This window comes from Streptomyces sp. NPDC000941 (assembly GCF_053599555.1).
Genome location: NZ_JBSFMM010000016.1, coordinates 15,584 through 27,340 on the forward strand (window position 1 = coordinate 15,584; position 11,757 = coordinate 27,340).

The window sequence follows — 11,757 nt, forward strand, 5'->3', positions numbered from 1 at the left end:
TCGTGCCGCAGCACGTCATTCCAGCAGGTCGAGCTGGAGGTGCAGCGCCGCTGTGGTGCGCGCGCTGTCACCGGTGGCGAGCAGGTCCAGCAGGGCGCCGCGCAGGACGGCGAGGACGAGGGTGCGCTGCGCGCGTGCGGCCTCGGCGTCGCGCCAGGCGGCGGGCTGGCTGCGGGCCAGCAGCGCCAGCCAGTCCTCGACCGTATCGCGGGCGAAGCCGGCCCACGGCCCGTCGGGGTCGATCAGGGAACGGCCGAAGCTCTCCACCCACAGCCGCAGCAGGGCGCGGTGGGCGTCGTCGGACAGCCACAGCCACAGCGCACGGGCCACCGGCCCCACTCCCACCCGCTCCTCCGGCAGGTCGCCGACCTGCCGGACAGCCTCCAGCTCATCCGCTCTGGCGCGCGCCGGCAGAGCCCGGATCAGCCCGTGCTTGCTGCCGAACAGGTAGAGCAGTACACGGGGACTGGAGTGGATCTCCTCGGCCAGCGGGCGCAGGGACAGCTCGCCCAGGCCGCCGCGCAGGGCGTAGGCGTAGGCAGCCTCAAGCAACTCCTCCCGGCGGGGGGGGAGGGGTTTGTCTCGGATCGGATCACCGACGTAGTCCACTGAAACAGTCGTTTCAGTAAGGGTGGGAGCATGACGGCAGAGCGTGAGGTGGTGATCCGGCCGCTGACCCGTGAAAGGTGTCAATACTCCAATCAGGCTGCTGAGCTGGGCGTTTCCTGTGGATGATGAGGAAGCCGGGGTGGCATGGTGTGGTACTCGTTGAGCAGTCCGCCGAGTACCTGCTGGCGCCTGACCCCGGCAGCGGGCAGGGGGATGACGTTCGGGTCGTCGTCGGGTGCTCGTAGGCCGAGGCTGCGGTGGGCTCGCCCCCCGTTGTAGTGCTCCGCGTACGTGGTAAGGACCGTGCGCAGGTGTCGTTCGCCGGTGATGAGAGGGCGGTCGGTGCATTCGGGGCGGGCTGTGCGTATCCATCGTTCGGCGAGTGCGTTGGATCGTGGGCTTTGCGGCGGTGTCGGGATGACGGCTGTGCCGTTGCCGGCGAAGACGGCATCGAACGCGGCGGTGAACTTGCTGTCCCGGTCACGGATGAGGAACCGGAAGCACCCAGCAGCGCTCTCCTCGAGATCCATGAGCAGATTGCGGGCGAGCCGGGTGACCCATACGCCTGTAGGGCGTGCGGTGACACCCAGGACATGGACGCGCCGAGCGCCAGGTCTGCTGGCTTGCTCGCTGCGGTGCGGATGGTATGCCGGAACGGCGCAGAACGCGCCGGATGGTGGCGGCGGCGACTCGATGGCCAAGCCGACGCAGTTCACCCTGGATCCTGACGTACCCCCAGATCAGGATTCTCTCTCGTCAAGCGCTGGATGAGCACGACTGTCTCTTCCGGCAACGGTGGACGACCGGATCCGACCGCCGTCTGGCGCCACTTCCAGCGCACCAGACGACGGTGCCAGGTCAGCAGTGTGCCCGGGGTGACCAGCCGATGGCGGCGCAAGGCGGATGGCAGGTACCGTGCGAGAGCGGAGAGCACGGCGCGATCTGCCCATGAGAGCCGCGGCCGCTGGACCTGCCGGCGACCCACGGCGACCTCATGACGAAGGGCAAGGATCTCGGCGTTGTTCGCGGCGGTCGATCGGCCCAGCATCGGAAAGCAGCCCAGGAGTCGGCAGAAGCTCAGGTAGAGCAGTCGCAGACCCACAATCACTGATCATGCCCATACTTAGGCGATCGCAAAGCCCCAGGTCAACCACCGTACGGCAATAAAGACACCCTTCAGGGGCCCAGCCCCTACGAGGTCCTCGCTGCCCGGAACGCCAAACTCCGCCGCGCCAACCGGCCGTTGACCGAGAACCTCCAGTTCGCAGCCGCCCAGATCCAGCGCCTCGCCGTCGACAACGCCCGCCTGCGCGAAGCCCTGGAAGCAAGCGGCAACATCATCCGTATCGACCGTGTCGGCCCTCCTGGACACCGATGACGACCGGCCGGTCTCAGCTGGTCGGCGGTGGCACGGATCACGACGAACGGCTTTCACCAGCCGGCCCGTCGGCCGCGGCGACCAGACTCCGCGTCCCTGGATCGTCGTCCGACTCCCACGGCACTGGCCCGAGTTCTGGCGAGCAGAGCGGTCAGGACCTCCGCATCGCAAGTGCCGGCCAGAGCGGAAAGGCTTCGCTCCACCGCTTCCACATCCCTGCAGGTCGGCTCCATGCCCATGTGGTCGAGTGCGAAGGTCAGCAGCTTGCGGTGTCGGACACCGTCCTCCAGCGCGCGGGCCCGGAACAGCTCGGCCCGCAGGCACTCAGCGTCCGTGACCTCGCACTCCACCGCGAGGGCATGGAAGTCGCTCCGCGACCAACCCACGATGGTCTGGAAGTCGTGCTCGCACAAGGTGTCGTCGAAGCAGGCCAAGAGGAGGACCGACCGGGCGGTGGACCAGGCAGTCCCCGAGATCAGGACGCGGTTCACCAGCCCGCGCCGCAGTCGGACTCCGTCAGCGGTGGGCCGGTGAGGATCGGGGGTCGGAAGCTGTTCCGTCGCCCTGACGCGACGAAGCTCATGGAAGAGGTCTCGGCACGTGTCCACCGAAGGATCAGCGTCCGCAGGTGGGCGTCGGTGATGGATGGCGATGAAGAGCGCCCGCTCGATGATGTCCGTCTCATCGTGGTTGAGAAGAACGCCGCCCGGCTGTAGGTCAGCGGTCATATCTCCCGGATTCTCTGCCACCACCATGCTGCCGCATGCCATGAACTGACAGACGCGGCCCGAGGATCGGGCAGCGTTCGACGGAGGAACTCCTCGTCCAGTCGGGCGACGATCCTGCGGAGCCCCGCCCGGGCTGCAGGCGGCAGTCGGCGAAGCGCGTCTTCGAGGATGTCCCGAGCGTCCGTCGGGTCGCAGCAGGGGCAGTCGTCCCAAGATAGATAGAGGTATCGGCCGGGTTGGTGGAGAAAGCGCTCGTATCGGTGCAGGGCCTCGGCGACGGCACCGCGCCCGAGATGCTGGGCTTCGATCCGGTGGATGGCTGACCGGGTTCGGCGGGAAATGCCGGGAATCTGGCGGATTGGACGAGCATCGCTGCGGGCTTGCCACCGCTGAGAGCGGATGGCACCGGGCGGCCTACGCGCCATCGGCCTTTCGGGTCTGCGTCATGACGCACATCATGCCAGGTCCCAGGGACATCGTCAGCGGGTGGGCCAGCAGAAAACATCAGGGTTTGCCCTCATAGTCCCCGATAGGTTGACCTGATGGGGATGAGCGTGATCATTCGAAGCTACACCGGGACCATCGAGGCAACCTGCTGCCACCCGGCACTCGACGCGTTTTGCCAGCACGCGGCGAATGACGGCTTGCCCCGGATCGGCTACGTCGACAAGTACGACGACACCGTCTTCAACCGCTCCCAGATGCGACTGGTGATCCCCGAACTCACCCAGCTGGGCACGAGCGCACCGGCCGCCGTCGCGGAGGCAGCCGAAGAAGTGCTTGCCCTGGCCCGGACCGTCGAACGGCTCTCCCATCGCTACCTGGTGTTCAACGGAGACTGACCAGGACCCGCCACCGGCGGTCAACGGTCAGCTCTCAACTACCTCCACAAGATCGCGATGGACTGGTACACCCGCTGCATCGTCGGGATCCGGCTCACGCCGGTCTCCACGAAGACGGTGGACGTCAGCGCGGTGCTCCTCCAGTCGTTCCGACCCCGGTCGGCGGGGAGGGACTGGCCGCGGCACGCGGTCTGGCCCGAGCACGGCATTCTCCGCACCGTGCTGGTCGATGTTGAGGGGGCTGTCGGACCGGGGCTCGCGTCACCTCCTCTGGTCCCGGAGACCCTGGTCGTGGACCGGGTAATGGGGGTTCCGGCCTGTTCCGCACGTTGATGTTCCGCTGACCCCCTTGGCTGCACGGGCCATCGCACGTGGGCTGGGGGTGCGCGATGGACAGTGTCACTGCGACGGTGAGTATCCGTCGGCGGCGTGGTCCTCTCGTGGAGGACCGGGATTGGGGTACGGCGCCTGTTGAGCTTCTGCAGTCGGCTCATCCGTGGCGGACGTTCCGCTGGTACAGGGGCCAGAAGCACTACTCGGGTACCTACTGGTCGGCGACGATGCGCGACCACGTGATCTACGAGTCGCGGCTGGAACTGTCGCGCTTGCTCTTCGCCGACTTCGATCCGTCCGTACGCGGCATCGCGGCCCAGCCCTTCCTGCTGAAGACGGTGCTGGAAGGGAAGGTGCGTCGACACATCCCGGACTATTTCCTGCTCACCGGGCAGGTGCCGGTAGTCGTCGAAGTCAAGCCGTTGCACCGGTTATCCAAGCCGGAGGTGGCGTTCACATTCGACTGGACCAGGCACACCCGACCGCCGGGCCGACCCACGCGCCCGTCTCCTTGGCCAGTCATCCGCCGTCCGGTCACAGCCTTCGTCTGAGTGGTTTAAATGCTGATATCCACCACCCGTTGCCACTCCCTGGGACCATTCATGCGCAATGAGTGACGATTTGTGTGTTGAGGGAGGTGAAAACCATGGGTGGAACTGCTGGTTTCTTCGACCACTCGGAGACGCTGGACAAAGCGGATCAGGAGCTGACTGCCGACGAGCAGGAACTGCTGGCCGAGGAGAGTCCCGACAAGGACACCGTCTGATTCACCGGCAGGTCTTGGTGACGGACGTGACGCACGACTGCCGGGGGCGGATCCTGTCCGTCCCCCGGCACTCCGACTGACTACTGACCAGGTCGATGACGATGCGGGAAGCAGAACATGCCGAATGCGGGGTTGAAGGCGGCTGCGGACGCCGGGCAGTCCGGTGGGGTGGGTCCGTGGGTGGAGCGGGAGGTGACAGCGTGCGAGGCCGAGGAACGTGTGCGTGCCGCGCTGGCCGAACTGGGGCTGCGCCCTGAACTTGTGGAGGTCGGCACGCTGGACGGTTGGAGTACCTGGCGGTGTCGGCTGCTGGATGCGGCGGGTTACGTGGTTCCGCATGGGCAGGGCAGCGGCAAGGGGCGCCGTGACGATGCGCGCATCGGGGCGCTGTTCGAGGCGTTGGAACACCACCTCACCGGCCCTGCCCACTTCGACGCCCAGCAGGTGGAATTCCGTGCAGGGGCGGAGCTGGTGGAGGGGCCGTTCGCCGGGGAGGCGTGCGCGCCGGTCCTGGCCCGCCTGGAGCGGGTGGCATGCCACGGCTACGCGCCGCTGGGAGGCGAGGCGGACGCCGCGTCGGGCGGCGGGGAGTCGATCGCGGTCCCTGCGGCGCTGACGACCAGTTGGTACCTGGACCGGGCGGAGTGCCGCAAGGCCGCCGGGGACGGTGCGGACTACCGCCAACTGGCCCGCTACGGCAGCAACAGCGGCTCGGCCATCGGCGTGACCAAGGCCGAGGCCCTGGTGCATGCCCTGAACGAGGCAATCGAACGTGATGCGCTGTCACTGCTGCTTGCCCGGGCCTTCCTCGGCCCGCACGCCCGCTCCTTCCGCCCGCGCGTCGTCGACCCGGCCACCCTGCCTGCCGACCTGGCCGCGGCCCACCACGCCGCCGAGCACCTCACCGGAACCCCGGTCCACCTGCTGCACACCACCACCGACATCGGCGTCCCCGCGTTCGTGGCCTACGCCCCTGTCGGCAACAGTGAGATGCGATCGAGCGGCGGCGCGTCGCTGTCGGCGCACTACGCCGCCCGGCGTGCGCTGACCGAATGCATCCAGGCCAGACTCCTCGCCCGGGCCGCCGTCGACCTCCCGCCGACGCCACTGAAGGCCCTGGCCCGCTATCCCGCCCTGCACGCCTGCGCCCGCTTCGACCTGACCGATCACCTCACCCGGGCCGACCGGATCGCCTTCCCCGCTGACCATGAGCCTCCCGGCACCGTGGAGCAGCAGGAGCGCCACCTGACCGACCTACTCACCGCAGCCGGCCACCCGCCCTACCACCGGACCGCCGCGAGCCTGCCCGGCGGCATCACCGCCGTCCACGCCTTCGTCCCTGGCCTGGAGCGCTTCATGACCGTTCTGTCCGGCATGCTCCTGCTGCCCGGCCCTCGCGCCCGAGCCGCCGCCCGGCCCGGTGAAAGGGACGGCCGACGATGACCCACACCGCCACCCCCGCCCCCGGGGCGAAGCGCCCGGCGCCGCCACATCTGAGTGCACCGCCCGCCGACACCGGTGTGCGGCTGCGCCGGGCCCGCTGCCTGGTCTGCTACTGGGACGGCGACATCCCCGTCGCCCACCCCTACCCGCACGGCACGCCGGTCCCGCTGCCCCCGGCCGCGGCCGGTCTGCTCGCCGCCTTCGACGACTGGGCCACTCCCCGGCAGGCCGCCGCCTGCGCACCCGGCCGGGACCATGTGGCAGTCCAGCAGGACATCGACCACCTGGCCGCACACGGGGTGCTGCTCGCCGAGGGCAGCGAACAGGCTCAGCGGGACGAGGACCTGGCACACCACTGGCAGCCGTGGTCCCCTCAGGCGGCGTTTCTGCACTTCACCACCCAGAACTTCACCCCTGCGCCGTCCGGCGAACAGCCCGCCTCCACCCCGAGGATCGCGCTGTTCACGACCTACCCCGACGCCGACCGTATCCTGCTGCCCCGCCCGCCAGCCGACCTCGCCGCGCCGTTCGGCAGCGTCATCCACCGGCGGCGCACCCACTACGCCTTCGCCGACGACCCGGTGCCGCTGGAGACGCTGGCCGTCCTGCTGGCCACCGTCTTCGGCCCGGTCGACTATGTCGACGCCGGCCCCGTTGGCGCCTTGTACCGGCGCACCAGCCCCTGCGCCGGCGCCCGCCAGGAACTGGAGGCATACCTGGCCGTCCGCAACGTCACCTCCGTCACCCCGGGCTGGTACCACTACAACGCCGCTGAGCACAGCCTGGAACTTCTCGCCGAGGGCTGCACCGGAGAGGAGATCACCACGATGTGCGCCGGACAGGAATGGGTGAGCCGGGCCGCCTTCCTTCTCCCGCTGATCGCCGTGGTCGAGCGCCAGCTCACCCACCACGCCACCGCCCGCTCCTACCGGGTGGGCCTGCTGGATGCCGGGCACCTCGGCCAGACCTTCGCCCTGACCGCCACCGCCCTCGGCCTGGGCCCGTTCCAGCTCGCCGCCCACCACGACACAGCCCTGGCCGCTCGCCTCGGGCTCAACGACATCACCCACACCCCCCTGCACCTCCTCGGCGCGGGCCAGCCCACCGCCCGGCCCAACCCCACCGCTGTCCCTGCCGGCCTGGACGCATTCCGCCGCACCAGCCAGTAGCCGCCTGGGTGAACGGCGCTGCTCGCCCGATCGGGGTGGTGCCGGCCCCTCTGCGGGGCCGGGGTAAGGCGTCTGCCACCGACATCACCGCTGGCTCCTCGGCGATGAACAGCACGACCTGACGCGGTTGCCGGAGGTTCTGCGGGCCAATCTCCGGCACCGCCGGATCGTCCGCCGGGGCACCCATCCCTCCACCGCGCTGGCATACATCGACGCCCGTGACCGACTGAACAGGTGGTTCACCAGCGATAGAGGCGGTGAGTGCCTTCGTCAGTGCTGGAAGGGTCGCCTCGACGTGCTGGGCGAAGATCCGTTCGGTGATCCCCACCGTCCCTCCGAGGCCCGGATCGAACTGGTCACCTACCCCGAAGCCGTCGTTCTCGCCAGCCTGTTCTCTCGGCATACTGGCGAGACCACCCCCAACTGCCCACCGAAGCAGCACAGCGCCTCAGTATCCCCCCACCAACTTCCCTCGGGACTGGCCCGGAAACTGCCACCTTCACTGCGAATCCTGGAACACAGCGTCTCACCATCCTGACGAAGCCCAATTCAGGAACCACCCGTCCCGCCATGATCGATGAGACACGAACTCGGCACCCACCTCAGACCCTCCGGGACACCACACCGTCCTTGCCCTGAGTCGCAATTCAACCTGTCACCCCGCAGACCAGCGGCCTTTCTCTGTAAGGTCTAATGAGACGGGACACTGCTGCTCAGCGCCTCGTCTCGTACCTGGTCAGGACCACGCCGCCGGGAAACGTCCGCGTCTCCACCAGGTTCAGGTTCACCCAGCTGTCCAGCGCGGTGAAGAACGGCGTGCCACTGCCCACCAGAACCGGATGGGCGGCGATCGCGTACTCGTCGATCAGCCCGGCGCGCATGGCCGCCCCGGCGAGCGTTGCGCCGCCGATGTTCATTGAGCCGCCGTCCTCGGCCTTGAGCCGGCGGATCTCGGCGATCGCGTCGCCGGTGACCAGGCGGGTGTTCCAGGCGACCTTGTCGATCGTCGAGGAGAACACCACCTTCGGCGTGTCCCGCCAGTTCCGCGCGAACTCGATCTCCGCCGGGGTGGCGTTGGGCTGCTGGTCGCCGGTCGGCCAGTAGGAGCTCATCGTCTCCCACAGCTTGCGCCCATACAGCGACAGGCCACTCGCCTGCTCGTGGTCGAGCCACCACTGGAACAGCTCGTCGCTCGGCGGTCCGCTCCAGCCGATGTCGTCGCCGGCCGCGGCGATGTAGCCGTCCAGGGTCAGGTTCATGCCGTAGATCAGTTTCCGCATGGCCCAGCCTTCCGTCCGTGGGTGTCCGGCGTATAGACCAGCGCGGCGCGGGAAACTCATCGGTGCGCGATCTGGGCTCGTCGGTAGCCCTCGTGCTCGGGGCTCAGCGTGGTGTACTCGGCCGACTCGGACAAGCCGCCTGATCTCGACCTCGCCCTCGCGAGGAAATGCCACGGATTTGAGACTGATCATAGGTGACAAGGCCGTGAGACAGCCAAGAACGCCCAGGTCACGCAAGATTGACATGTCACGAGCGGCGAGACCCTACACCACTGGTCGGCAACGTCACCTGCTCCCTCGATGGCCCCGGCGGCCGGCATCCCGTTCTCGCCCGCGAGCAGGGCGCGAGCCGGAGCGAGTCCAGAAAAGCGCTGGGCTACTTCCTAGACGAATTCTGGCCGTCGGCGCCTGCCGAGAGGAAAGCGTTAGGCCACATCTCAGGACGTTGAGAATTCCGGGCGGCTACGAAGAATCTGGGTGAGTGGAGCACCGGGTCATCAGTGATGAATTGAGAGCCGCCCGCCACATGTTCCGCCGCATCGGGACATGCTCGGCGACGGGAACGCAAACAGGTTCATCAATTTCGCCGAGTGTACGCGCTGGTGTTCCTTGAGCACGGCACACGTCAGCTGCACGTCGCAGGAGTGACTTCGCATCCCACCGGGTCCTGGACGGTCCAGCAGGCGAGAAACCTCGCTGTCGAGTTCGGCGTGCGAGTGGACTCGCTGCGTTTCCTGCTTCGCGACCGGGACGCGAGGTACACCGAATCCTTCGACGCAGTCTTCGCGGCCGACGACATCGAGGTTGTGAAGACTGCGCCGTGGGCTCCCCGAATGAACGCGCACTGCGAGCGGGTGATTGGCACCTTGCGGCGCGAAGTCCCTGACCACCTGCTGATATGGAACGAGCCCCATGCTCAGCAGGTCCTCGACGCCTATGCCCGGCACTACAACGGTCATCGCCCGCACCAGGCTCGATGTCAGCTCCCTCCGCTCGCCCGGGAGCACCCATCGCCCATGACCGCTCCGATCGCTCACCGGATCCTGCGCACCCGAGTGTTGGGGGGCGTAATCAACGAGTACAGATACGCCGCGTGAACTGCAGCGATGAGTGTCCGAACGACACACGGTTCCGCACGCCAGCCGACATCATCAGATACCTCAGCCAGGACGCGCTCGTCGGCCGCCCCCGAGGTCGCGACCAGGGCCGCGGCCCGCGGCTCCAGCAGCATCCGGATCTCGAGGAGCGCCCGCACCCCGCCCAGCGAGATGGCGCCATCCGCGCCACGTCGCCCGGCACGAAGTCCACGAGCCCCTCGGCGGCCAGCCGGCGCATGGCCTCGCGCACGGGCGTACGAGAGGAGCTCCTCACCGAGCTGGACCTCGCTCAGCTTCGCCCCGGGCTTCAGGCACAGCGACTCGATGTCCCGGGGGGCTCTTGATCTCAACTTCACTTCAAGTTCTACGGTGCTCGCGTCAGTGATCGTCCCCCCGTAGGGAGCGCCTCATGGTGACCCAGCAACTCTCCGACGCCGAACTCGCCGCACAGCCGGCCGCGTACTGGACCGGGGTGGCCTACGAGGCCCTCATCGCCTTCACTCGAGCCCAGCAGGCCGAACTCGGCTTCACTCAGCCCCAGTACTGGCTGCTGCGCAATCTGTCCAAGAACGACATCTCACCCGACGGCCATGGCATGACCATCGCCGAACTTCAGCAGGCCATGAGCAGCTACCTCAGGCCCGAGGACGATATGGAGGCCGAGGCGGAGGTCCTGCTGGAGCGCGGCTGGCTCACCCGCGACGGCGAGGGGCGGCTGTGGATCACCAAGTCGGGCGACGAGGCCCGCGCCGGACTCAAGCAGCACGCCCCGGCGATCCGCGACCGTATCCACCACGGCATCGACGACGCCGACTACGTCACCACCCTGAAAGTCCTTCAGCAGATGATCCGCAACACCGGCGGCACCCCGGTCTAGCCGGTCTCACCGACGTCGGCAGCCACGGGCTCGACGGGTGGGACGGGTTCGATGGCCACGCCGTGCCGGTCGGCCCGCTCGCGCCCCCAGTCGTAAAGGGCCTGGAGCACGGGCGCGAGGCCGCAGCCCTCCTCGGTGAGCCGGTAGGACACCGGTGCCGGCACACCCGGGTGCACGGATCGCTCCACCAGCCCGTCGCGTTCGAGCCCGCGCAGCCGCTGGGTCAGCACCTTCTCGCTGACCTCCGGCATCCTACGGCGCAGCTCGCCATAGCGGTGCACGCCCTCCTTGAGATGGGCCAGGATCACCGGTGTCCACCGCTTGCCGAGCACATCGACGGCGACCTCCACCGGGCAGTAATACCGCTTTCGGGCGATGCTCACGCCGTCTCCTCCCCGCTACGCACCACAAGGTTCGTTCTTGTCACCACATATACGCGGTGATCGACTGTGCCGCATGAGCATCGAGTACATCCGCTACCGGATACCCGAAGCGCAGGCCGCCGATTTCGAGGCGGCCTACCGCCGCGCGTCCGTACCGCTGGCGAGCGCCCCGCAGTGCGAGGACTACGAACTGACGCGCTGTGAGGAAGACCCGGAGCGCTACATTCTGCGGATCACCTGGACCTCCACCGCCGACCATCTCGAGGGTTTCCGGGGCAGCGACACGTTCCGTGCGTTCTTCGCCGAGATCAAGCCGTACGTGAGCGCCATCAAGGAGATGCGCCACTACCGGCCGACCGGGATCAAGGGCAGGGGTTCCGCGACGCCGACGCTGTACGCCTGGGCGGGCGGGGCGAGTGCGCTCGAGCGGCTGTTCACCGCCTTCTACGACCATGTGTCCGCCGATCCGGAGCTGGCACCGCTGTTCAAGGACATGGATCCGGCACACCCGCGCCATGTCGCGGCCTGGTTCGGCGAGGTGCTCGGCGGTCCGCCCGTCTACTCCGACAAACACGGCGGTCATGCGCACATGATCGGGCGCCATCTCGGCAAGGCCATCACCGAGCGGCAGCGGCGCCGCTGGATGAACCTGCTGGTCGAGACCGCGGATGAGGTCGGGCTGCCGGAAGACCCCGAGTTCCGCGCCTCCGTGGTCGGCTACCTGGAGTGGGGCACCCGGATGGCGGTGCTGTTCTCCCGGCCCGGCGCCACACCGGGCGCCGACGAGCCGGTGCCGGTGTGGGACTGGGTTCTGCCGCCGTGGCAACCGCAGGCCGGCACCACGGCCTGACG

The 11,757-nt window shown here is 68.2% G+C and carries 13 protein-coding genes and 1 pseudogene; 8 read left to right on the forward strand and 6 right to left on the reverse strand.

Translation table 11 applies throughout. From position 1 onward, the window contains the following. Positions 1–15 precede the first annotated feature (15 nt). The 3 genes from ACWDSL_RS08335 to ACWDSL_RS08345 all read right to left on the reverse strand — a co-directional run bounded on the left by ACWDSL_RS08335 (position 16) and on the right by ACWDSL_RS08345 (position 1,711). Positions 16–552 carry a TetR/AcrR family transcriptional regulator gene (locus ACWDSL_RS08335; protein WP_450482976.1) on the reverse strand — a complete coding sequence of 179 codons (537 nt, stop codon included), beginning with the start codon at positions 550–552 and terminating at the stop codon, positions 16–18. A 149-nt stretch (positions 553–701) separates the two neighbouring features. Beyond that, positions 702–1,139 carry an integrase core domain-containing protein gene (locus tag ACWDSL_RS08340; RefSeq protein WP_450482978.1) on the reverse strand — a complete coding sequence of 146 codons (438 nt, stop codon included), beginning with the start codon at positions 1,137–1,139 and terminating at the stop codon, positions 702–704. A 182-nt stretch (positions 1,140–1,321) separates the two neighbouring features. Further along, positions 1,322–1,711, reverse strand: a complete 390-nt coding sequence (locus ACWDSL_RS08345) for a hypothetical protein (RefSeq protein ID WP_450482980.1) — start codon at positions 1,709–1,711, stop codon at positions 1,322–1,324. Positions 1,712–1,852: 141 nt separating this feature from the next. On the opposite strand from ACWDSL_RS08345, the gene ACWDSL_RS08350 reads away from it, so the two are divergent. Beyond that, on the forward strand, positions 1,853–1,987 hold the full coding sequence (locus ACWDSL_RS08350; protein WP_450482982.1) for a hypothetical protein: 135 nt from the start codon (positions 1,853–1,855) through the stop codon (positions 1,985–1,987). A gap of 53 nt (positions 1,988–2,040) precedes the next feature. Here ACWDSL_RS08350 and ACWDSL_RS08355 read toward each other — a convergent pair whose 3' ends face one another. Then, entirely contained in the window at positions 2,041–2,478 is a 438-nt protein-coding gene (locus ACWDSL_RS08355) for a hypothetical protein (RefSeq protein WP_450482984.1), read from the reverse strand. 785 nt (positions 2,479–3,263) lie between these two features. Here ACWDSL_RS08355 and ACWDSL_RS08360 point away from each other — a divergent pair. The 4 genes from ACWDSL_RS08360 (at position 3,264) to ACWDSL_RS08375 (ending at position 7,268) form a co-directional block, all read left to right on the forward strand. Further along, positions 3,264–3,557, forward strand: a complete 294-nt coding sequence (locus tag ACWDSL_RS08360) for a hypothetical protein (protein WP_450482986.1) — start codon at positions 3,264–3,266, stop codon at positions 3,555–3,557. A 389-nt stretch (positions 3,558–3,946) separates the two neighbouring features. Continuing rightward, positions 3,947–4,441 (forward strand): TnsA-like heteromeric transposase endonuclease subunit, encoded by a 495-nt coding sequence (locus tag ACWDSL_RS08365; RefSeq protein WP_450482988.1) that lies wholly within the window; start codon positions 3,947–3,949, stop codon positions 4,439–4,441. A gap of 332 nt (positions 4,442–4,773) precedes the next feature. Continuing rightward, positions 4,774–6,099 carry a YcaO-like family protein gene (locus ACWDSL_RS08370; RefSeq protein ID WP_450482990.1) on the forward strand — a complete coding sequence of 442 codons (1,326 nt, stop codon included), beginning with the start codon at positions 4,774–4,776 and terminating at the stop codon, positions 6,097–6,099. Continuing rightward, a complete protein-coding gene (locus tag ACWDSL_RS08375) occupies positions 6,096–7,268 on the forward strand; it encodes a SagB/ThcOx family dehydrogenase (protein WP_450482992.1) in 1,173 nt (390 codons plus the stop codon). The genes ACWDSL_RS08370 and ACWDSL_RS08375 overlap by 4 nt, the downstream gene beginning before the upstream one ends. A 713-nt stretch (positions 7,269–7,981) precedes the next feature. Here the strand turns inward: ACWDSL_RS08375 and ACWDSL_RS08380 are convergent. Next, positions 7,982–8,548: a dihydrofolate reductase family protein gene (locus tag ACWDSL_RS08380; protein WP_450482994.1), complete on the reverse strand. Its 567-nt coding sequence runs from the start codon at positions 8,546–8,548 to the stop codon at positions 7,982–7,984. A gap of 584 nt (positions 8,549–9,132) precedes the next feature. Between ACWDSL_RS08380 and ACWDSL_RS08385 the strand changes: the two are divergent. Then, positions 9,133–9,645: pseudogene (locus tag ACWDSL_RS08385) on the forward strand (integrase core domain-containing protein); the annotation flags it as partial. A 409-nt stretch (positions 9,646–10,054) separates the two neighbouring features. Beyond that, positions 10,055–10,522, forward strand: coding sequence for a MarR family transcriptional regulator (locus ACWDSL_RS08390; RefSeq protein WP_450482996.1), 468 nt, complete (start codon positions 10,055–10,057; stop codon positions 10,520–10,522). Here ACWDSL_RS08390 and ACWDSL_RS08395 read toward each other — a convergent pair. Then, positions 10,519–10,905: a winged helix-turn-helix transcriptional regulator gene (locus ACWDSL_RS08395; RefSeq protein WP_450482998.1), complete on the reverse strand. Its 387-nt coding sequence runs from the start codon at positions 10,903–10,905 to the stop codon at positions 10,519–10,521. The genes ACWDSL_RS08390 and ACWDSL_RS08395 overlap by 4 nt on opposite strands. Before the next feature lie 73 nt (positions 10,906–10,978). Between ACWDSL_RS08395 and ACWDSL_RS08400 the strand changes: the two genes are divergently transcribed. Next, entirely contained in the window at positions 10,979–11,755 is a 777-nt protein-coding gene (locus ACWDSL_RS08400) for a globin domain-containing protein (RefSeq protein ID WP_450483000.1), read from the forward strand. Positions 11,756–11,757: the final 2 nt, after the last annotated feature.

Bases quoted from the DNA above. Each gene is read 5' to 3' on its own strand.
- ACWDSL_RS08390 (WP_450482996.1), top strand. From the start codon at position 10,055: ATGGTGACCCAGCAACTCTCCGACGCCGAACTCGCCGCACAGCCGGCC.
- ACWDSL_RS08360 (WP_450482986.1), top strand. From the start codon at position 3,264: ATGAGCGTGATCATTCGAAGCTACACCGGGACCATCGAGGCAACCTGC.
- ACWDSL_RS08375 (WP_450482992.1), top strand. From the start codon at position 6,096: ATGACCCACACCGCCACCCCCGCCCCCGGGGCGAAGCGCCCGGCGCCG.
- ACWDSL_RS08340 (WP_450482978.1), bottom strand. From the start codon at position 1,139: ATGGATCTCGAGGAGAGCGCTGCTGGGTGCTTCCGGTTCCTCATCCGT.
- ACWDSL_RS08400 (WP_450483000.1), top strand. From the start codon at position 10,979: ATGAGCATCGAGTACATCCGCTACCGGATACCCGAAGCGCAGGCCGCC.
- ACWDSL_RS08380 (WP_450482994.1), bottom strand. From the start codon at position 8,548: ATGCGGAAACTGATCTACGGCATGAACCTGACCCTGGACGGCTACATC.
- ACWDSL_RS08365 (WP_450482988.1), top strand. From the start codon at position 3,947: ATGGACAGTGTCACTGCGACGGTGAGTATCCGTCGGCGGCGTGGTCCT.
- ACWDSL_RS08370 (WP_450482990.1), top strand. From the start codon at position 4,774: ATGCCGAATGCGGGGTTGAAGGCGGCTGCGGACGCCGGGCAGTCCGGT.